Annotated in this window: 20 protein-coding genes and 1 pseudogene; 13 read left to right on the forward strand and 8 right to left on the reverse strand. The window is 56.1% G+C overall.

Going from position 1 to position 21,139, the window contains the following annotated elements; all coding sequences use genetic code 11:
- Positions 1 to 261: 261 nt before the first annotated feature.
- Genes EXR70_12670 through EXR70_12680 form a run of 3 tightly spaced genes read right to left on the reverse strand, consistent with a single transcriptional unit; the run spans position 262 to position 3,229 of the window.
- Positions 262 to 1,275 (reverse strand): LLM class flavin-dependent oxidoreductase, encoded by a 1,014-nt coding sequence (locus EXR70_12670; protein MSP39336.1) that lies wholly within the window; start codon positions 1,273 to 1,275, stop codon positions 262 to 264.
- A gap of 30 nt (positions 1,276 to 1,305) precedes the next feature.
- Complete coding sequence (locus tag EXR70_12675; protein MSP39337.1) at positions 1,306 to 2,358, reverse strand: amidohydrolase; 1,053 nt, start codon at positions 2,356 to 2,358, stop codon at positions 1,306 to 1,308.
- Between the two features lie 40 nt (positions 2,359 to 2,398).
- Complete coding sequence (locus EXR70_12680; GenBank protein ID MSP39338.1) at positions 2,399 to 3,229, reverse strand: hypothetical protein; 831 nt, start codon at positions 3,227 to 3,229, stop codon at positions 2,399 to 2,401.
- A gap of 204 nt (positions 3,230 to 3,433) precedes the next feature.
- Between EXR70_12680 and EXR70_12685 the strand changes: the two genes are divergently transcribed.
- Complete coding sequence (locus tag EXR70_12685) at positions 3,434 to 4,399, forward strand: ABC transporter substrate-binding protein (GenBank protein MSP39339.1); 966 nt, start codon at positions 3,434 to 3,436, stop codon at positions 4,397 to 4,399.
- Positions 4,400 to 4,679: 280 nt separating this feature from the next.
- Here EXR70_12685 and EXR70_12690 read toward each other — a convergent pair.
- Together EXR70_12690 and EXR70_12695 are read right to left on the reverse strand one after the other, a co-directional pair.
- Positions 4,680 to 4,781: pseudogene (locus tag EXR70_12690) on the reverse strand (ABC transporter substrate-binding protein).
- Positions 4,782 to 4,995: 214 nt separating this feature from the next.
- Complete coding sequence (locus EXR70_12695) at positions 4,996 to 6,021, reverse strand: hypothetical protein (protein MSP39340.1); 1,026 nt, start codon at positions 6,019 to 6,021, stop codon at positions 4,996 to 4,998.
- 236 nt (positions 6,022 to 6,257) lie between these two features.
- Between EXR70_12695 and EXR70_12700 the strand changes: the two genes are divergently transcribed.
- Positions 6,258 to 7,112, forward strand: a complete 855-nt coding sequence (locus tag EXR70_12700) for a TauD/TfdA family dioxygenase (GenBank protein ID MSP39341.1) — start codon at positions 6,258 to 6,260, stop codon at positions 7,110 to 7,112.
- 46 nt (positions 7,113 to 7,158) lie between these two features.
- Positions 7,159 to 7,440, forward strand: coding sequence for a hypothetical protein (locus EXR70_12705; GenBank protein ID MSP39342.1), 282 nt, complete (start codon positions 7,159 to 7,161; stop codon positions 7,438 to 7,440).
- A 91-nt stretch (positions 7,441 to 7,531) separates the two neighbouring features.
- Here the strand turns inward: EXR70_12705 and EXR70_12710 are convergent, their stop codons facing one another.
- The 3 genes from EXR70_12710 to EXR70_12720 form a co-directional block, all read right to left on the reverse strand.
- On the reverse strand, positions 7,532 to 8,992 hold the full coding sequence (locus tag EXR70_12710) for an amidohydrolase (GenBank protein MSP39343.1): 1,461 nt from the start codon (positions 8,990 to 8,992) through the stop codon (positions 7,532 to 7,534).
- Between the two features lie 234 nt (positions 8,993 to 9,226).
- The gene (locus tag EXR70_12715) at positions 9,227 to 9,496 is read right to left on the reverse strand and encodes a LysM peptidoglycan-binding domain-containing protein (GenBank protein ID MSP39344.1); all 270 of its coding nucleotides are present in this window, start codon (positions 9,494 to 9,496) and stop codon (positions 9,227 to 9,229) included.
- Entirely contained in the window at positions 9,358 to 10,479 is a 1,122-nt protein-coding gene (locus tag EXR70_12720) for a hypothetical protein (GenBank protein ID MSP39345.1), read from the reverse strand. Before EXR70_12720 ends, EXR70_12715 begins: the two co-directional genes overlap by 139 nt.
- Positions 10,480 to 10,916: 437 nt before the next feature.
- On the opposite strand from EXR70_12720, the gene EXR70_12725 reads away from it, so the two are divergent.
- The 10 genes from EXR70_12725 to EXR70_12770 all read left to right on the forward strand — a co-directional run bounded on the left by EXR70_12725 (position 10,917) and on the right by EXR70_12770 (position 21,066).
- Positions 10,917 to 11,468, forward strand: a complete 552-nt coding sequence (locus EXR70_12725; GenBank protein ID MSP39346.1) for a type VI secretion system tube protein Hcp — start codon at positions 10,917 to 10,919, stop codon at positions 11,466 to 11,468.
- A 506-nt stretch (positions 11,469 to 11,974) separates the two neighbouring features.
- Positions 11,975 to 13,090, forward strand: coding sequence for a Gfo/Idh/MocA family oxidoreductase (locus EXR70_12730; GenBank protein MSP39347.1), 1,116 nt, complete (start codon positions 11,975 to 11,977; stop codon positions 13,088 to 13,090).
- A 239-nt stretch (positions 13,091 to 13,329) separates the two neighbouring features.
- Complete coding sequence (locus tag EXR70_12735) at positions 13,330 to 14,772, forward strand: hypothetical protein (GenBank protein ID MSP39348.1); 1,443 nt, start codon at positions 13,330 to 13,332, stop codon at positions 14,770 to 14,772.
- Between the two features lie 170 nt (positions 14,773 to 14,942).
- A complete protein-coding gene (locus tag EXR70_12740) occupies positions 14,943 to 15,665 on the forward strand; it encodes a hypothetical protein (GenBank protein MSP39349.1) in 723 nt (240 codons plus the stop codon).
- 8 nt (positions 15,666 to 15,673) lie between these two features.
- Positions 15,674 to 16,708, forward strand: a complete 1,035-nt coding sequence (locus EXR70_12745; protein ID MSP39350.1) for an extracellular solute-binding protein — start codon at positions 15,674 to 15,676, stop codon at positions 16,706 to 16,708.
- Positions 16,709 to 16,792: 84 nt separating this feature from the next.
- Positions 16,793 to 18,211 carry a UbiD family decarboxylase gene (locus tag EXR70_12750; GenBank protein MSP39351.1) on the forward strand — a complete coding sequence of 473 codons (1,419 nt, stop codon included), beginning with the start codon at positions 16,793 to 16,795 and terminating at the stop codon, positions 18,209 to 18,211.
- A gap of 111 nt (positions 18,212 to 18,322) precedes the next feature.
- Complete coding sequence (locus tag EXR70_12755) at positions 18,323 to 19,099, forward strand: ABC transporter ATP-binding protein (protein MSP39352.1); 777 nt, start codon at positions 18,323 to 18,325, stop codon at positions 19,097 to 19,099.
- 58 nt (positions 19,100 to 19,157) lie between these two features.
- Entirely contained in the window at positions 19,158 to 19,682 is a 525-nt protein-coding gene (locus tag EXR70_12760; GenBank protein ID MSP39353.1) for a hypothetical protein, read from the forward strand.
- Between the two features lie 105 nt (positions 19,683 to 19,787).
- Positions 19,788 to 20,624, forward strand: coding sequence for a hypothetical protein (locus tag EXR70_12765; protein ID MSP39354.1), 837 nt, complete (start codon positions 19,788 to 19,790; stop codon positions 20,622 to 20,624).
- A 169-nt stretch (positions 20,625 to 20,793) separates the two neighbouring features.
- Positions 20,794 to 21,066, forward strand: a complete 273-nt coding sequence (locus EXR70_12770) for a hypothetical protein (protein MSP39355.1) — start codon at positions 20,794 to 20,796, stop codon at positions 21,064 to 21,066.
- Positions 21,067 to 21,139: the final 73 nt, after the last annotated feature.

Below are 21,139 nucleotides of genomic sequence, written 5' to 3' on the forward strand. Positions count from 1 at the left end.
GGGGGCAAATCGAGGCAAAACTAAGGACCCTATTAACCGCGAGAGCAAAATGTAATCTGATATAACTTCGCAAAAAACTGTAACTCATTACGAAAAAAACGATCTATCCTCCGCTGCCCTGCTTCCAGGGCAGTTGTTCAGAGGTTCCTGAAGTAGCAACTAACCGCGGCTGAGAAAAATCTTTTCCCCTTCGGTTCTGGTTCCGCGTCCGCGGGAGTGACGCCTATCGGAGCCTCGAACGACTCTGCGAAGTTTTGCAAACTACAGTAGTTTCGCCATGACCTCTTTGGCGATCAAGCCGAGCGCGCGGCGGCGGTCGGGGCCAACGATTTCCCAAACGATCGGCAACGTGAGGCCCGTGCCGATAAATGCTTGCACTCCTTGAACAACCTGATCCGGCGTGCCCGCGATGGTAACCTTGCGGACAAGATCATCATCCAGTTCCGCCGCCGCTTTCGCCACACCCAGGGTCTCGACTTTTTCTCTCACCGCAGCAATTTCCGCCGCGGTCACGCCGGCGTGGCGGAGCATTTCGGAATGGCGCGTCGCCAATTTTTGCGCGACAAACCGTTTAGCCGCGTCCAGGGCTTTTTTTTCGTTCTCATCCACCGAAATCAGCAGATAAGCCGCGACGCCGAACTTTTCTAGCGATCGACTCGAACGCGTCAATCCTTCCGTGATGAACGGCATCGCGTATTCAACGAAGCCCGGCGTGCAAGGATAGTTGAACAGGACACCGTCGGCGTACTGCCCCGCGAGCCTGAGCATTGCCGGTCCGGTGGCGCCAACATAAATTGGTAACTCGCCGCAGGGATCAAGATCGAGCCGGCTCCCCGGCGGCGGAATCTTAAATATCCTCCCGTCATACTGAACCCGTTGGCCGCTCAAGATTCCTTTGATGATCTCGATCGACTCCTTGACTAACTGCGTCGTGCCTGCGCTATCGAGTGCGTGTTTGCGCAGGGCGTTTAAGACCCGGCCGATACCGAGAATCACTCTGCCGCGCGCCACTTCATCAAGAGAGGCCGCGTCCATCGCCAAGAGCGCGGGATGTTTGGTGTGCGGGCTCAAAATACCGAGAGCGATTTTTATTTTGCTCGTAGCTGCGGCAATCAACGTCGCCCGAACTATGGCGCTTCTTGAATGGTATCCCTCGGACAGCCAGAAGCTATGGTACCCCAGAGCGTCGGCCGCTTTGGCAAGCTCCAGCGTCTCGCTCATGGAGGTGACGCCATCCGTACCGACACCTAAACTTTCGAAGCCGTTGCTAGCCATCGTCAAAGAAAAATCGAATCCCAACCCTTTCTATAGGCCGTAAAGTTTCCTGGCATTCTCGCTGAGAATCTTATCGGCTACGCCGGCGCTCACGCCCGGCAAGTGTCGCAAGGTTTTCAACGCGTCGATTTCGGCGGAGACATCGGAATGGCCGTAGTCTGTGCCGATGACCAGGCTATCGTCACCGGAGTATTGGAGAATGTAGGCCAGGTCGTCGTCGGTTTGGCAGGTAACGAAAAAACGATTATCGGCTAAAAAATTCTTCTTGAGCTTGCCTTTGGGATTGCCCCTTTGTCTTTCGATTCGTCTAGCCAGATCGTGGACCGCGTAAGGCACCCACTGCGCGCCGCTTTCGACGAAAGCAAAGCGAAGTTTTGGGAACAGGTCCGGGATGCCGTTAAAAATTAACGTGTTAAACGCCGCGACGTTGAGAAGCTTGAACTTGGAGAAACTGGTTTCGTTTACATAATAGTCATGCATGGGAAAGCTGCCGTTGCCCGAGTGGATGCAGATCGCAAGGTCCAGATTAGCGGCCTCCTCATAGAGCGGAAAGAAATACGAATCGCAGAGATGCTTATCGGCCTCCAAGCCGCGCATGAACACACCGCAGGCGCCGTTTTCCTTGGCCCAGCGCAACTCGCTCAAGGCTTTATCCATGCTGAGTAACGGCAGCAGCACAACCCAACGGATGCGATCTTTACCCGCTTTCCAAACATCGGCGAGCCAGCGGTTGTAACTTCTATATAAGGCGATCTCGACTTCAGCGCGGCGGGTAAAGGGGCGGAGAAAAACCGTCGGGTAAATCACCTGGATATCGACACCTAGCTGATCCATATGGCGCAGCCTGGCATCAACATCGGTCAGCTCGCGCGATTCGCGCGGCGTGTCGATCCCCATGTTTTGAGACTTGGGCTGCACCAGGCCATCCATCAGCCAGAACTCTTCCTCGGCGCCACTCTTTGTCGTTGCTTTGACCACCACTGGCTCGAACGATGCCTCCGCCCTGCTCAGATACGACCAGGTCGCCTCGCACTCCAAAACATGGGCATCGGCATCGACGATATGCATCTTGTCCTCCATCATCAAACGGCGCTTAACGAAGAGTCACCCGATCGGGCCGGCGTCAGATCTGCGAAATTTCCATGGTTTTCGGCGCTGACGGTTTGGGCTCGATGCGGAGTAGACGCGCGAGGTTTTTGCCGAGTATCAGGTCCAGCTGATCGGAAGTGAGTCCGGCGTATTTGACGATCTTGCCGATCTCGAAGCCGAACGGCAGCGTCGGGTGATCCGAGCCATAAACCACCCGCTCGGGACCGAGCGCGCGAACGACGTTGGTGGTGATATCAGGATAGCCGTTCGACGCCGTGTCGAAATATAAATTATCTTGATGGCGCGCCACCACGATCGCCTCTTGATGCCCCTCGAAGCCCGCCGAATGGGCGATCACGAAATTCGCCTTGGGAAAATTGCGCGCCAGATCGCCGATCAGCGTCGGCGCGCAGTTCCATGAATTGCCGCTGTGCACCAGGAGCAAGAGCTTCTCCTCCTGCGCCGCTTGTACGATGGGAAACATCAATTCGGGATCGTTTACGCGGTTGCCGGAGAAGTCGCGCAGTGGATGGATCTTAAGGCCGAGCGCTCCTTTCGACGCGTAGTCGTGAACGTCGGCAACCGCCTTGGCGCCGAAGTAAGGATTGATCCGCGCAAAGGCGACAATCCGCGTGGGGTGCTGCTTCATCGCGGCGATGATGCGCTCGTTCTCAACCCGATAGTCCGTGTGTGGATTCGCCTTCGGAAACCCCACTACCATGTCGACGCCGCTTGCGTCCATATTGACGATCAATTCGTCCGGCAAGTAAGAACTCGAAGCGGTCGTCGAGCGCGCCGGCCGCATGCCGACATGGACATGCTGGTCGATGACGAAATGGGCATTACCCGCTTTATCGATGATCATGGATGGAACTCCTCTTTTTTACGCCTTTGTGAAGATTGAAAAATAAAAAATCTCAGGCCGACGTATAACACGCCATTAGCGAACTCTGTCAAGCGCTGCATCCGGCCGGTGCCGCGCCATTTTTATAATTATCCTTTGCACGCGTTGACAGGTGCGCATGACCTGAATTAGTTTCGTTTAGCATCGATACGAAGGGGCCAACCGATGAGAAAATATTCGATCCTTTTTTTTCTGCTTTCCGTGCCTTTCGGCAGTGCAAAACTTGCGGCGCAGGACAAGTTGGTTTTACCGGTAACCTACTCGGCGACCAACGCCAACATGTTGACTCTCTGGGTCGGCAAGGACGCCGGATACTTCGATGAACAAGGCCTGGATGTGCGCATGCTATTGATCCGTGGCGGCTCGCTCGCCGTCCAACTGCTGGTTACCGGCCAGAGTCCGATTGGCTTAATCGGCGGGACATCGGCGGCGTATGCATACCTTCAAGGCAACAAAGACGTCGTCGTCATCAGCAGATTGCAAAATGTCATGGCCTACACTCTCGGCGCCAAACCGGAAATCCAAAAACCGGAAGACATCAAGGGCAAGATACTAGCCGTAAGCCGCTTCGGCTCAACCTCCGACTTCGTCGCTGAGTACGCATTGAAACACCTCGGCTTAAAGAAAACCGACGTGACCATGATTCAGATTGGGCTCGAAGGCGACCGGCTGCTCGCCATGCAGCGGGGAGATGTTTCCTTGTCGGTTTTTTCGCCGATCATCACACCGGTGGTGAAGAAAGCCGGCATGCGCATCTTGCTCGATTTGGAAGAACTCAAAGTTCCCTACTTGCTCACCGGACATGGGACGACGCGCAGTTACCTAGAAAAGAATCGCTCGGTGGTGGTGAAGTTCATGAGAGCATCGATCATGGCGATCAAACGGATCAAAAATGACCGGCCGTTCGCCGAAAAAGTGCTCGCCAAATACGTCCGCACCTCGGACCACGATGCCGTGAAGACGGCCCTGGAACACCAAATAAAAATTCTTCCCGACGTTCCCTATCCGTTCGAGGACGGCATCAAAACCATTTTGGAAGATCTCGCCAGAACTACACCCGAGGCGCGACACCTCGCCCCCAGCGCGCTGATCGACACCTCCGTTGTGCGCGATGCCGCTAAAGGTCTTTAACAACGCCTGACAGTAATTGTTTTGACGTGCGATCGAGACGCCGATCCATGAATCGAAACTCAAGACGATCCGCATCATAAGAGGTCGGAGGGTCAGTGAGTAAGGGGTCTGTCACGCTTAGGCCTCAGCGGAGCACGCGGCGGATGAGGCCGTGCTGGCCGCTTGTATCGGATCGGAGCCAGGGTCAGGCCTGAATATTGACTATTTAGGCTAGGCGCCCGGATACGAGAGAGAGAGAATAAGTCAATACTCAGGCCTGACCCCGCTAATTCCGCAGCATGATATAAGTTAAGTCGATGCCCTCTGCCCGAACCCGACCGTCGCGGAGCGCCTCCGTCCGATCATAGTGGCCCGCAGCCAGCGTCAAGCGTAGCATACCCACCTCCGGGTGCGGATGTCCTGTCAGGTGTCTGACTTGCCTAACTCTACTAACGTTTGATGGAAAAAGATGATGCCCCGCGATCCGCGAGTCCATGCCGAAAGACTGCTCTATCACGTGGCGATGACGGGCAGAACTACGAGTCGGTCAAACTGTCGCTTAACTAACTGTCCGCTGGGCTAGCTCAATTCGATCCCGTTCTGCGACCGCGCGAGGATTACGCGGCGACTGTTTCGCGCTGCGCGACCTTTGCGAGCCGCGATAGCATCGCTGCGGCATTGCGGTGCAGGATCTGCGCGCGCTCATCCGCGCCGATCCGCGCTTCCGCAAGCGCCTTGCTGGTCCACTCGCAGCCGAATTCGGTTCCGTCGGTACCGCAGACGATGCGCTCGGCGCCGTACAGGCGCACCGCGGCCTCGATCGCGCCCGGGCCGAACGAGTTGCAATCCACGTACACCTTGGCGCGGCGGAAGCGCGACGACGGCAGTTCCTCTTTCGCTGTATCCAGCAGGCTGCGGTGATCCATGCGCTCGATCTCGTACGGAATATTGCCGCCGAGATTGTGAACCAGGACCATCGCATCGGTGTACGGCGCGAGGTAGTCGGTGAGGCACAGCGTCACCATCACCGAGGACAGGCTCGCCTGCATGTCGAGCGTGCCGTTGCGGCGGCGCGCGTTGTCGGTGTCGCCGGCTACCTTGGGAAACGCGTCGCCAGGGCGCGGACCGTGGTGAATGAACACGATCGCATTGTGCCGGTTCGCCACCTCTAACAGCGGGCGCATGTTCTCGGCGTCCTTCTTGGTGAGAAACCCGTTTCCCGGTACTTGCGCGCCGATCACGCCCAGCAGCGCCAGCGCGCGCTCAAACTCGGCGGCGGCGGCAGACATATCCACGAGCGGCAGCGCGGCAAACGCACTGAAGCGCCCCTGGTATTTCTGGCAAATCCCTGACAGTGCATCGTTGACCATCCTGCACAGCGGCAGTGAAACCTCGACCGGCTGCGACTCAATCCAGCAGAACGAACCGAGCAGCGACAGCGCACTGGTGCTCACGCCCTGGCGATCCATCCTTGCGAGATGGAATCCCACGTCATCAAACGCCGTGGCCAGCGGCTCCTCGCCGATCCGGCTCTTCAGCATTTCTACGCCGTCCTGATTGCGCACGATGCGCGGTTCCTTGGTGCGGGCGCGCAGGGCGTCGATCAGCTCGGCGGGCCGCCAATGGGCATGCATGTCGATCATGGCTGTCTCCTTAGTTTGTCAGTTTATCGTGCAACGGATTAACCCCGAAAGTCCCAGTGTGCGCGAGGTTGTTTGGCAACTATCGTGCAATCTATTTCAACCACCACAGCGAAGCAAGCGCTTTCCCGCAGCCGTGCGGCCGCGGGCGGGGCTTCGGTGAGTCAAATAATAATATGAACGACGACTTGACGGCATTGTCCTATTTGCTATCGAAGTAAGCACAGGAGGGCTGATCGATGCCGCTCAAGATGCAAGCTTTGTCGAACAAGTTCGGTGTCGCCATTACCGGCGTAGATTTGTCAAAAGAGCTGGACCAAAACCTCTTCAATGAGATCGTCGATGTCTTCGTGAAGAAGCAGGTGGTGGTTTTCCGCGATCAGCATATCGAGCCGCAACAACAGCTTGCCTTCAGCCGGAGGTTTGGCCCCCTCGAAATGTTGTTCGACGACGATCAGCGGGTGCCGGGTTTTCCGGAAGTCGCCATTCTCTCCAATGAAAACGTCGACGGTAAATTCATCGGCGTGGTCGCGGCTGGCGATTTCTGGCATTCGGATCAGTCCTACCGAAAACAGCCCTCGCTCGCGACCATGCTGTACGCTCATAAGATACCCAATGTCGGCGGCGATACTGAGTTCGCCGACATGCATGGCGCCTACGAAAGCCTACCCGCGGAAATTAAAAAGCGCATCGACGGGCGCATGGGTATCCACCAGCGCAGCAAGTTGGGCAATCCACGCGTGGCGGTGACGCGCGAAGGCGGCGAGGAATATTACAAGCGCCAGGCCACTAAGAATGTGCTCCATCCGCTTGTCCGTACCCATCCGGTATCGGGTCGCAAGGGGCTTTATGTCTCGCCGCGTTTTACCGTCGGCATAGAAGGTATGGACGACGCCGAGTCGCAGCCGCTGCTCGACACGCTATTCGCCTACCAGACGGCAGCTGAGAACGTGTACCGTCATAAATGGACCCTGGGAGATTTCGTGATGTGGGATAATCGTAGCGTCAATCACCAGGCCTGCGGCGGCTACGCGATGGACGACATCCGCTTGATGCATCGCACATCGACGATCGGCGACGAGCCATTCGTCTAACTCAGTCACCGCATTATCCCGCCCCGATACCGGGTGACAGGGCTCGATGAAATTTGGCCGAATCAAACGTAAACACGGCCGCGTCGACGGACTGGATCAACTACTGAGCCGCGTCGTCCGCGACTGCCCGCATGTTTCACGGATTGTGCCCGGTCGAATCTCACGCCGAAGCGGAAGAACCGCGCCGAGTTTCAAAGTCCAATATGAAACGGCGGCCGGCGTAAAGTGCATTTACGTCGGCCCAAACACTGTCCAGGAAGTCTTCCTGATCTGTTCCGACGCGAAAAAAGCCATCGAATGGGTGAATGACCAATTCCCTCTGCCTTGAACTCAATCCATACCTGTCCGCTCGATGTGAGATGGTTCGCAATTGTCGCATGCTGTGAGCGACGAATGGTCCAAGGGCTAATTAATTTCGCTTACGTACTCGCAGTCGGCGACGGTGTCTTCAGTCCAAGTTCATCGGCCACCGCTTGCTCGACAACGGTTCCTTTGAAGAAGTCCGGGTTATTGCGCGTGTGCAACGTGGCGGCGTTGGCGAAGGTGAACTCGCGAAAATCCTGTTCGGTGACGAAACCCTTTTCGACCATCTCAAATGCTTCAGGAATTACCTCGCGGAAATCAGGCACGTCGAAATGGGTGAAGTCGGAGCTGAAGACCGGCCGGAGGCGAAAGCCCATGCGCGGATCGAAGGCCCACATGGTGGTTCGGTCGTCAGACTCGCAACCAAAGTAGAAGTTACTGGAGAACGTCGCCCGGATATCGTCTTTCGATTCGATTCCTGCCGCGGCGAAATCGTCGGTGACAAACTCTGGCCGCGCCAGTTCCTCGACGCTACATTCCGGGCGCAAGAAGTCCAGGCTGTTCATGAGCGCGGCGGCATTGGCTGTTAGCTTCGCGTCGCCATACTTGGCGATAAAATCATGCATCTCGGCGATGTTGGTGGCATTGGGGTTTTGTAAGCCGGCGGGGCTACGCTTCTCCCAGTGTTCGATCAGATCGGCGCATAACTGGCAGGCCCAGCTGACGCCGCCTTCCATGAAACCGAAATTGAGAGTGGGATAGCGGCGCACCAGACCGCCGAGGAAAACGCCTCGCGCGAAGGCGTGGTTCGATGCGGCGAAGTGGCCGACATGGTTGTAGGTGAAGTTGCTGATCGAGCCGCGATCGGGCCAACGGCCGCTGCCCGAGTGTTGGGTCACAGCGACGCCGAGGTCGACGCAGCGCTGCCAGAATGGCTCGTAGTTGAATGGACTGTCGAGGGCGATGGTGTCGACATACCATGCGGCTTTTTTCGCATCGATGCCTTCGGCTGCGCTTGGGATTGGCCGCTCCTGGTTTCCTTTCAACATGACCGCTCGATAGCCGAGCTTGCCGACGGCGTATTCGAGTTCCTCGATGCCTTCGTCCGGCGTATTGACGGGAACGATCGCCACCGGGGCAAATCTCGCCGCATAGGGCGCGAACATGTCAGCCGTCATCATGTTGTAGGCGCGCGCCGCGGCCCGGCGTAGGTCGTCATCGGCGATGCCGTTGAGGCCGAGCCCGAGGCTCGGATAAATCAGCGCGAAGTCGATGCCCAACTCCGGTAGCCGTTCGTTTAGTAACGACGGTAGCAGCGCCGACGCCTTGTCGAGAGTATTGCTGGTGACGCCCCACCAGTTACTGCGACGCGTGCGATTGTGCTGGCGCTCCGCCCAGTCGGAGCGATACCACGCGTGGTTGCGCTGCCAGAGCGCTCTCATTTGGTCAACCGATTTAGCGCCGCCCACTTCGCGTAGGTATTCCAAAAAGACCGGCACCGGCTCCAACCAGTGGCCGTCGCCGTCGATCACTGGGTGTTGCAAGCTGTCGTGTATTTCTGCGGCGCGATTCTTCATGTGGTCACGGCTCCTGTCGCGTTATGACTTCTTCTATAAGCGCTTAGCCGCCGAGCCGTCAAACGGCGAGCCGAGGTGAAACAGGAGGAGTAACCGGGTCAGCCGTAGCAGTGATTACAATCTATCGATCACTCTCCGTCTACCGCGTTGGCAACTGCGATTGCTCTGGATTCGCGGCCAGGTCTGGTCACGCAATCCCTATGGCGGTTACGCAAGGGCAAATAACCACTGGCACTATCTCATCGCAATGCGCTCGCTCTCGATACCTATCTTGAGTTTTTGGCCGACGCGCAAGCGCGGCGAGGTGAGGCCGTTGAGATCGGCGAGGGATCGCGGCGCGGAGCCGTATTTGCGCGCGATCGACGCTAGCGTTTCGCCTTTGCGCACTTGATGGAACACTTCGCGTAGTGAACGGTATTCTTTTCTAGTATCTTTGCCGCGTAGAGCGCTGCTTTGCCGACGGGTACTTTGACGCGATAGTCCCTTGCGCCCGGCGGCGTCCACTGGCGCAGTAGTGAAGGATTGAGCTCGCGCAGTGTCGCAGCGTCAGCGGCGGTGAGTTCGGCGAGAGTGGTGAAACTAAGCGGCGCGCTCAGTTCGATCTCCTCGTAAGTCAGCGGCGCGTCAAAGCTGATTTGGCTCAAACCGTACTTTTCCGGTTCGGCAGCGATGGTCGCGATGGCGACGAATTTGGGTACGTAGTTGCGGGTTTCCTGGTTGATCTTTGTTTTGATGCCCCAGAAATCTTTGGCGCGGCTGGTTTGCAGCGCGTGATCGATTGTCCCCGGCCCGGCGTTGTAGGCGGCCGCGGCTACGTACCAGCGACCGTAGTAGTCATGCAGTTCCTTTAAATAAGCCGCGGCGGCGCGCGTCGCTTTTTCCGGGTCGCGCCGTTCATCGACCCATGGGTCGATGCGCAATCCATAGATCCGCGCGGTGGTGGGGATGAATTGCCAGAGTCCGACCGCTCCCTTGGAAGATTTGGCGTTAGGCAGAAACGAGCTCTCGACCAACGCCAGATAAGCGAGTTCTTGCGGCAAGCCGGCGTCGCTTAGCGCGTTGGCGATCATCGGCAAATACCTTCCGGCGCGCGCTAGAGTCTGCTCGAAATAGGGCCGGCCGCGCTTGGTGAAGTAGTCGATGAAGTAACGCACCTTGGGATGGCGCATGACTTCTTTGGAAAACTCAATGCTTAGCCGCTGCTTGGGCTGCTCGACGGCTTTTTGTAGGTCTACGCCAACCAATTCTTCGAACCGGGAATCGGTTAATGGCTGGAAGTTTTTTTCCGGCGCCGGTGTCGGTAGCTCGGCAAGGCCGCTGCGCTCGCCGTTAATCTCTGCCAGCAAGATTTGCTTTGTCGGTGGTTGGAGCAATTCATCGGCTGCGTTGGCATTTGCAGAGTTGATTGCAACAATCGGCGCGTTGAAAAAAATCATCAAAATCGCCAACGATTGCGCCCATGTGCGTGGTATTAGTGTTCGTCTCATGAGTCGACCCCCCGATCTGTACCAGCGCGTGCGACAAAACCGCGGAAATATTCCGCGCCGCTGGTTATCCTCATGGTGTGAACAACGCAGATAGCGAGCCAACTAAAAAAGCGAAGGAAGGTTCGGTAGCGTCAGAGTCTGTGCGCACGCGATGGGATGTATCTTGATGGAATTGGAATTGACTGAATGGCATTTTGAGCCGCAAGTTCGCCTGGAGTCTAACTCCTGTTTCAGGCAGGCATGCGCCAGCGCCAGAGATGGCAGGTGCAAAAGCCCGCATCACCGGTGTGTCTAAGCGTCCTTTCCGCCATTGGGAACGTAGATTGTGGCGGTGGGAGCCTGTGTCGCCGTTGATGGGCGTGTTTGAAACTCAGCCGGGAGTCGCGGCAGCTGTTCGCAGGTTGATGGACAATGTGTGGGCATGACTGTAGTAGCTCGTGCGTGCACAAAGACGCTGGATATTTTTGTCTGCGGCGATGAAGGAGAAAAACACCGTGAAGAAAATCTTAATGATCGTTTTGTTAGCCTTCTGTCTAGTCGGTCCCGCTGGTGTCGGTCAGGCGATGGCAGAGGTGTCGACTTTCATGTTCGTCCCGGGGATTAAAGGGTCGTCGACTGATGCACGCCACAAAGATTGGATTGATGTGGGTTCACTCACGCAAACCTTGGAGCATGCCAGGCGAAATCCACAGTGTTCATTGAAAGTCGTCAAGGGCCTCGATATCTCGGGGCCTCTGTTGTGGGCCGCTGCCGTCAATGGCCAGCTGTTCGGTGAAATTCAGATCGACGTTACCAAGAACGGGGGGGACGGCAACGGGCTGGTCTATCAAATCAAACTGCATAACGCGCATGTCACCAACATCTCGACGATGGGCAGCCTAGAGTACGTCGAACAAGTCACGTTGGACGCTGGGTCGGTTCAACTGATTTTCTTCAACCAAGGAATAGACGGAAGAATCACCCAGATCACGTCATCCTTCGCCTGCTGACGTTGACTGGCGATATCAAGATAGGTGTCCTGGACTTGGTGGACCTATTTCCCCAGGTTCAGGGCGCTTCATCTCTGATTCTAGCGTTCACGGCTCGTCCACATTCGGCGCGGCGACAGGCTTTCAATCGTAACGATTTGAATCTAATATTCCCCGCTGGTTGCGGCGGGCACAACTAAATGGGGTTTCCAAAGAGGGCGAGCATCCCCTTTGGTCGCGAGCGGGGTTCATACCCCGATCGCGAAATGCCGAGTTGAATCGCTATCTCGCGTCCGATCTTACACAGCGGTTCTGCAAATCTACGGTGTCAACGGCTATTCACAGAAGTGATTGCTAAGGCATCGCTCCGCTCTGCGAATTTTTTCGTCGACGGGGCGCGCCGGACTTATCTTCCAGACTTTCATTTCAGATTGTTGTGACGTAAGAGTCGGAGTTAGCGCTCTGATCGTTACGCCATCTTTGGTCGCAATCGTCAGAGCTAAAACTCACCGTGAAGGAGAAAAGCCATGACGCAAGCCAATCCCTTACGCGTAGGTCTCATCGGCGCGGGCGGCAGATGGGGGCCGCGGGCGCATGTACCGGCGCTGCAGGGCGTGCCGGATACAGAACTCTTTGCGATGTGCACGGCGCATGCGGAGACCGCGCAAGCAGCGGCGGAAAAGTTCGGCGTGGAGTGCGCCTACGGCAGCGACTCGGCGTTGAATGCCGATAAGCGCGTCGAAGCCGTCGCGGTGGCGGTGCGCGTGCCGGCGCATTATCAGCTGACGAAGAATGCGCTTGAAGCTGGCAAGCATGTTTTCTGCGAATGGCCGCTCGGCGCGAATACCAAAGAGGCGGAAGAACTGGCGGCGCTAGCGCGGCGGAAAAACGTCCGCACCGTAGTCGGTTTGCAGCGCCGCGCGTCGCCCGCGTATCTCTACATGCGCGAGCTCATCCAGCAAGGTTACGTCGGCCAGGTGCTGTCGGTGCACATGACGTTGATGAACAGCGGCGTGTTGACTCGCCCGTCGGATCGCACCTGGCAGCGCGATGTGACACTGGGCGCGAATTCGCTGACGATCACCTTCGCCCATGTGCTCGACGCCATGTGCATGGTGGTTGGCGAGCTCACCGAACTGTCGGCGATTGTCAGCACGCAGGTGCCCCAGTGGTTCGAGACCGACACGAAAAAATATGTTGAGGTTACCTCGCCGGACAATATTATCGTTCAGGGCCGGCTCGATAATGGCGCCGTGGTCAACGCCAGTTGCGGCGTGCAGCCGTACCACGGCAGCGGCCACCGCTTGGAGATTTACGGCAAGGACGGGACGCTGATGATGATCGGCGGTGGCGAGGGCGGCGAGGAGCGCAGCCGCAAAGTCATGGGCGGACACAAAGAAGACAAGTCGCTGCAAGAATTGCCCGTGCCCGAGCGTTTCACATGCGTACTCGAAGCGCTGCGCAACAGCGGCGCGGCCTACGACGTAGGCCAGCTGTGGGTCAAATTCGTTGAAACGATTCGCGGCGCTACGAACGTCGATTCCGACTTGCCGGACTTCGATCACGCAGTGCGCCGGCACCGCATGCTGGATGCTATAGTACGCGCTTCACAGACCGGGCAACGGCAGAAAGTTTCGCTGTAAGCCGATCGATAGTAGATTCGCCGTAAAGAACACAAAGGGCGCAAAATCTCATTCGAAATATTTCGCGCAAAGCTCGCAAAGGACGCCAAGTTAAGAGTTCAAATTTCCTTGGGCCTGGGTGGGGTGGGGCTTTGCGCGCTTGGCGTACTTGGCGCGAGAAATCTTATGATCAAATGCGATTGACGACTCGTTAGCTTAGCGATTATAGAGAAAGTAATTTACCCAGAGGAGCAGCGACCATGGAAAATCGAGCGGTCCAGATACATGACGGGTTGAAGCATCCGGTGATCGACGGCGACGGCCATTGGATGGAGCCGATCCCGGTGTTTCTTGAATACCTGCGCGAAGTGGGCGGGGCGAAATCCGTCGATCAAATGCGCAAACTCTGGCGCGGCAGAGATGCGTGGTACAAGGCCACCCCACAGGAACGCGAGCACAATCGTATCCGGCGCGCGATCTGGTGGGGGATCACCACCGATACTTACGATAAGGCAACGGCGCTGCTGCCGGCGCTGCTCAACGAGCGGCTGCCTGAATTGGGCATCGACTTCGCGCTGATCTATCCGACCTTCGGACTCAGCATCAACGGCATGTCTGAAACTGAACTCCTGCTCTCCGCGGCGCGGGCTTACAATATGATGACGGCCGACATGTTTGCTCCCTACGCCGATCGATTCGCTCCGGTGGCGATCATTCCATCGCAGACGCCGGAGCAGGCCCTTGAGGAGCTTGAGTATGCGGTGGTGCAGCGCGGCTATCGAGCGATCATGCTGCGCGGCAACCAGGAGCGGGCGATCCCGAGCGCGGCCGAGGGCATCGATCCGAAGAAAGCCTCCTGGTACATCGATACCATCGCGTTGGACAGCCCGCACAATTACGAACCGGTGTGGAAGCGCTGCGTTGAGCTGGGCGTCGCGGTCACCCAACACTCGGGCAGCGGCCGCTGGATGGATCGCGCGTCAATCAATAACTTCACTTTCAACCATGTCGGTCACTTCGCCGAATCGAATCACGCCTTCGCGCGCGGCGTTTTTCTTGGCGGTCTGGTGCATCGCTACCCGAGCCTCAACTTCGGCTTCATGGAGGGCGGCATCAGCTGGGCCTGTCAGATGTGCCTCGACTTGATCGAACACTGGGAGAAGCGCCGGCGCGCCGGCCTGCAATACCCGAACAACACCAGCGTCGCCGAGATGCGCCAGTTTATCGACCGCTATGGCGATCAAAGACTGAAATCCAACGCCGACGCGATCATGAATAACCTCGATGTGTTCCGCCCCGAGTGCAGTGTCGAAGAGTTGAGCCGGCCGGAATTCGTCACCGACGACTTCGAAGCCTCGGGAGTCAATTCCAAGGACGATGTCCGCGGCGTTTTCGCCAACCATTTCTTCTTCGGCTGCGAGGCTGACGACCGCGCCACCATGTGGGCCTTTGACAAACGCATGGGCGTACGGCTACGGCCGGTGTTCAGTTCCGACTTCACCCATTTCGACGTGCCAAATTTCGCTGACGTAATACCGGAAGCTTTTGAGCTGGTCGAGAAGGGGTTCATCGACGAGCAGGATTTCCGCGAGTTCACCTTTACCAACGCCGCGGCGCTGCACACGCGCAACAACCCGAACTTCTTTAAGGACACGGTCGTCGAGCAATCGGTGGCCAAAGAGTTGGGACTAAAGGCGGCATAGCCGGTGGCGAATGGCGCGGATGAAAACCAATTCGGACTATGATATGCCAGCGCTCATTGTCGTCTTTAATTTCTTAACCCGTTCCACGTAGGCGACGAAGAAGTGCGAAACACAATTTGCCAACTTTCACGCTCTTCGTGTCTTCACGGTGAATAAAGGAGTTTCATTTCATGTACTACGGATCACGCGGAATTGTCGGACTGGTGAAGCCCACTTACCGGCCGGGGTCGATGGAGAGTTTTATCAAGCTCATGCCGGAAGGGGTCGGCTTTATTCCTTCTCACGCCGGCATTCGGGCCGGTAATGAGAAAGAGTTGCAAGAGGCCCTGACCGTGGCGGAGAAGAAAGTTGCGCGGCTGGCTGAGCTGGGCGCGGATGTGGTGATGATCATGGGTGCGCCGCCGACCATGGTGCGCGGTCATGGGGCGGACCGGGCGATCGCCGATTCGCTGACGACGAAATACAAAATTCCCGTCACCGTCGCCACCATTGCACAAGTCGACGCCTTTCGCGCTCTAGGCATGAAGACGCTGGTCGGGATTACCTATTTCACCGGCGAAATGAACGATCGCTTCGCCAAGTTTCTCCGCGACGACGGCTTCAACGTGAAGTCGATGACCGGTATCGAGGTGCCGTTCAAAGATGCCGGTAAATTGTCGCCGGAAGCGATTTACGACTTCGCCAAGAAGAGTTTTCTTGCGGCTGGCAAGGCCGACGGTATTTATATGCTCGGCGCCGGCTGGCATAACCTGCCGGTGATCGACATGTTGGAAAAGGATTTGAAGACCACGGTGCTATCGAGCATTCCGGCCCAGGTGTGGGCGACCAAGAAGATTTTAAACTTGCACGAGACCTTGCAGGGCTACGGCCGGTTGTTGGCGGAGATGCCGTGAGGGAGAGTTTGAGTTTTAGGTTCTTAGTTTTTAGTTTTGAGTTGGGCCGGGTTGTGGCGCTGGCAATTGCTGCGCTTTGCTTTTTGGCTGTCGGCCATAATGTCGCGATTGGGCAGGACGTGAAATCGCTGGCCGAGGCTGAAGGCAAGCTGATGTTTTATGCGGCCTTCAATGCCACGGACACGAAGACATTGACCGACGGATTTCAGAAACTTTATCCGAAAATCGAAAGCAGTTTTTATCGCGCCACGGATGCCCAGTTGATGGAGCGGATTCTCACCGAGAATCGCGCCGGAAAACCGTTTTGGGATGTGGTGATGACGACCACGTTCTACGGCTACAATTTGAAGAAGCGCGGTTTGTTTGGCGTCTACGATTCGCCGGAGCGAAAATTCTTTCGCGACGGTTACAAAGATCCCCAGGCGATGTGGACTTCGCTTTACACCAACTACGCGGCTTTCGGTTACAACACGCGCGCGGTGCCGAAGACCAGCGTGCCGAAGAGTTTCGCCGATCTGCTTAAGCCCGAGTGGAAGGGCAATGTCGGACTCGACAGCCGGCCCTACGAATGGTTTGGCACGACGATCAAAGCCATGGGAGAGGAAAAAGGTTTGGCTTACATGCGCGAGCTGGCCAAGCAGGCGACGCTGCGCAATGGCCGGACGATTCTTTCACAGCTGGTCGCCGCCGGTGAATTCAAAGGCGCGCTGACCGCCTACTCGCAGACTTTCGAAACCCTCAAGCCGGCGGGCGCGCCGGTGGAATGGGTGTACTTAAATCCAGTTTTCGCCAACACCCATCCAGTCGGCATGGCGGCCAAGGCGCCACATCCCAATGCGGCCAAGCTGTTCATAGACTTTCTCTTGTCCAAGCGCGGCCAAGAACTGGTGCGCGGCATGAGCCGGATTCCCGATCGCAGCGATACGCCGCCTGAACAAGCGCGCTACATCGAAGGTGTCAAGCCGGCCTTTGCACCCAACGAAGTGCTTGATAACTTCGAAGCTTACGCCAAGACTTTTCACGAGATCTTTGGCGGACGTTAGCGCCCAGCCAGCCCAACCGATTGCATTTAGCCGCCCGCTTGCATTACAACAATCGTATTAAATTCATCGATAGGAGTTCGTTTCATGGCCCAGGATTTACGCAGTTACATTGACCTTATTCGCAAACAAAAGTTGTTGCTCGACATCAAAAAAGAAGTCGATCCCTTAACTAACCTCGCCGGCATCGCCTATCGCGGCGAGAACGAGCAGGGCAAGGCGACGATGTTTCACAATCTCAAAGGCTATCCGAATTGGTCCGCCGTCAGTTATATGTGCGGCAGCCGGGAGAAGATTGCGCTGGGGTTGGGCACGTCGAAGGATAAAGCGTTGACCGAGCTCGGCGGACGCATTGCCAAGGGGTTGATCAAACCGAAGGTTGTCAAAGACGGACCGGTGAAAGAGATCATCTGGAAAGGCGACGATGCCGATCTCGGGCGGATCCCGATTCACGTGCACTCCGACAGCGACCGCGGCGTGCCGTTTATCGGCTCGGCGATGCAGTTCGTCAAGGATCCTGAAACCGGCACGCAGAATATCGCCTTGCAGCGCGACCATATCAAAGGGCCGAAGAAGATGGGCATCTTCGTTCACCCCAAACGCCACACCGATATCTGCATGCAGAAATATTGGAAAGAAGGAAAGCCCATGCCGGTGGCGACAGTGATCGGCCATCATCCGGCCTATTACATCGCCTCGACCTGGACGACCGGTTACGAGACCGATGAGATCGATATCACCGGCGCCTTGCTGCAAGAGCCGGTGAACATGGTTCGCTGCGAAACCATCGACGTAATGGTCCCGGCGGATGCCGAAATCGTCATCGAAGGCGAAATCCCGCCCAACTACATGGAAGATGAAGGGCCGTTTTGCGAGCATGCCGGCATGACTCACGGCACCCTGCAGCAGCCGATCATCAACGTCAAATGCATCACCATGCGCAAGAACCCGATCTACTACGCGCTCCAAGGCGGCCGGCCGATTTCGGAATCACAACCTCTGGACGGTTTCCCCATGGAATTGGTTTTATACGCGCGCATCAAAGATGTCGGCGGATTCATTGATGTCAAAGATGTCGTTTCTCTGCCCTACGCCGGCGGCAGTCATATCATCGTCGTGCAGATGACGCCGCGCAAAATGGGCGAGGTGCGCAGCGCCTTGATGGCGCTGTTGTCGAGTCCTTATCTTCATCCGAAAATTGGCATCGCCGTAGATGAAGATATCGATCCGCACAATGCCCAGTCGATCATGTACGCGATGTCGACCCGGGTGAATCCCAAATCCGATGTCCTCATCATTCCCGATACCCTCTGCCATACCGGCGATCTCACCGCGGAAATCGTCCCGGTCACCGGCGCGCATATGGGTTTTCATCCGCGCATCGGTTCGAAGATGCTGATCGACGCGACCAAAGGACCGGCGCTGACCGACGAGTTGCGCAATTATTTCGAACCGGTGAAGCCGCAGGGTTTAGCGAACGTGCGGCTGGAAGATTTTCTGGGATAAGGAGAATGGCCGCAAAGAACGCAAAAGGCGCAAAATTTTGAGAACCGAATTGGAAAATCCGATTTATGTGTCCTTTGCGTTCTTTGCGGCTAATATTCCGGGTTTCTTAGAATGAAAGTCGTCGTTCACGGGATTACCAAAGAGTTCGTCACGGCGCAGGGGACGACGCGGGCGATCGGTGGCGTCAATCTTGAAGTGCGCGACCGCGAGTTCTTCGGCATCATCGGACCGACGGGCTGCGGCAAGACGACGCTCTTGCACATCATCGCCGGGTTGGAAATGCCGAGCACCGGTTCGGTGCAGTTTATCGGCGAGCAGCACGGCAAATCGATGGTGTCGATGGTGTTTCAAGAGTCGGCGCTGATGCCCTGGCGCAACGTCGAAGAAAACGTTCCCTTGGGCGCCGAGTTCCGCAAGGAAGATCCGTCGATCTATAAGAAAGTCAGCCGGTTTTTTCTCGAAGTGGTCAGGCTTTTGGATTTCGCCGGCGCGCAAACCCACGAACTCTCCGGCGGCATGAAACAAAAAGTTGCCATCGCCCGCGCCCTCGCCAACGATCCCGAAGTGATCCTCATGGACGAACCGTTCGCCAGCTTGGATGCGCAGACGCGCTTGCTTATGCGCGAAGAGCTGTTGCGCATCTGGGAACGTGACAAGAAAACCGTCATTCTCGTCACCCACAATCTCGACGAAGCGGTGATGCTCTGCGACCGTATCGCGGTGATGAGTTCGCGGCCGGGACTGATCAAAAGCGTCATCACCGTCGACGTGCCGCGGCCGCGCACGATGAAAAGCATGAAGGATCCCGATTTCGCCGATTGCATGGACAAGATTTGGAACTTGATGAAGTACGATGTCGAATATTCAATGGATCGGCCTCATTCGTAGCAACCGCTAAAAGTTACGAACTCGATCTTTGGTTGCTTTCGAAAGGTGACGGATTCTCATGCGATTCGGTGATTTTGAACAGCGCGCGCGGCGCATCCTGATAATTAGCTTACTCTTCCTAGTGCCTGTGGCTCAGGCGCTGCTGCCCATCGACGATCCTGATATCTGGTGGCGATTACGCACGGGTGAATGGATCGCCACTCACCACGCCGTGCCCTATGCAGAATACTTTTCCGCCAACGATATCGGCAAATCCTGGATCGAGTATAGCTGGTTGTTCGCGTTGTTGGTTTACTGGGTTCATTCGTATCTCGGGCTTGTCGGGCTTGTCTACTTCGTTGTCTTGATGGGGTATGCGATCGCCTACGCGGCTTACCGATTGATCCGCACTGCTGGGTTGCCATTTCTTGTTCAGGTTGCACTGCTTGCGATGGCGTTAGGCACGATGAAGTCGGTGATGACGCCCCGGCCGTGGTTGATAACTATTCTATTTTTTGCGTTAGAATTATTTGTCATCTATCGTGCGAGGACGACTGGAAATACGCGCTTGGTATGGTTCTTGCCGATATTGTTTGGTGTTTAGGCCAATTGTCATATTCAGTTTGTCTACGGTTTGGCCGCTGTGGGGCTGCTTTTTGGCGAGGCCCTGTTAGTTAGTTGCGCTCGATCGCGCGGCTGGAACTGGGCTGTGCCGACGCTCCCGGTGCGCACTCTTGCGTCGGTGACACTCGCCTGCATTGTGTCGACGTTTGTAACGCCTTACCACTATTTACTGTACGCTCAAGTGTTTCGCTACATGTTTGTCGACGTCGGGAACTTTCAGTTCCTTGCCGAAATGCACCCAATGTTTTTTCGCTCACCTGGCGATTGGCTGGTTTTGACTCTAACTCTTTGTGCCGCATTCGCGTTGGGTTGGCAAAGGAAGTCGTCGCCATTTTCGATAATGTTGCTTTTGATCGCAGTGTTTGTTGGGTATCGTGCGCGTCGGGATGTCTGGATGATCGCGCTCGTTTCACTTGCAATTATCGCCGACACGGCTCGCTCCGTTGTGCCTAAAAGGGATGATGATGGCATCAGCAAAGGACAGTTGGGCGTCGCGATACTGATGTCGCTAGTTGCCGTCTATTTTCTCGGTCAGGGCCGCGGCATTGACGAAAGAAACCTCAAAACCATAGTCCAAGAAAAATTTCCAGTTCAAGCGGTAAGCTACGTTAAAAGTAATCGTCTCTCTGGGCCGCTTCTTAACCACTTCGATTGGGGCGGATTCCTGATCTGGAGTTTGCCGGGAGTTCCCGTTTCGATGGATGGTCGAACGGGACTATATGGCGATCGAAGAATTGAACGCTCCTTAGAGACATGGAATGGAGGGGTGGGATGGGAAACGGATCCGGATTTGCTGAACGCAAGACTCGTAATTGCTGAAAAAGATCGCCCTTTGACAAAACTCTTGCGGCATCAGGAAAACTTTAAAATCGTTTATGAAGATGGCACGGCTGTCGTTTTTATCCGGTTGATCGGATTTTAAGTTGGTGCGCCCTTTGTTGCTTTGTCTTGAAAGCGTTGGAAGCAAATATTCAGAGTGTTTTGGGACCGTTGAGAGCTAGCGGAAGTTCAATTCGTCAACTGTCCATAACAATGTCTCTTGCAATTCGCTTGAGAAAAACTACATTCAATCATCAAGGAGGATTTTTATCATGAAGAAATTTTACAATTTTGAATCAGCTTTATTAGCCCTGGCTCTATTGGTGAGTAATGGTTGCGGTACACAGCTGAGCGATTATCGCGAGATTCTGCGCCGCGTCGAGCGCATCGCCGGTGAGTTGGACTTGGATCAAGCGCGCAAGCCGCACGAAGTTTTGGCGTTTTACGGCGTGAAGAGCGGCTATAAGGTTGCGGACCTTTGGGCTGGACGCGGCTACTACACGGCGATTCTTTCCGAGACCGTGGGCGCGAGCGGATTAGTCTAGTCTACACGCAAAATCCTAACTCGCGCGACGAGATCAATCAGCGTTGGAAAGCGCCTAAGTTCGCCAATGTCAA

The organism is Deltaproteobacteria bacterium (genome assembly GCA_009692615.1).
In the GTDB taxonomy this organism is placed as follows: domain Bacteria; phylum Desulfobacterota; class Binatia; order UBA9968; family UBA9968; genus DP-20.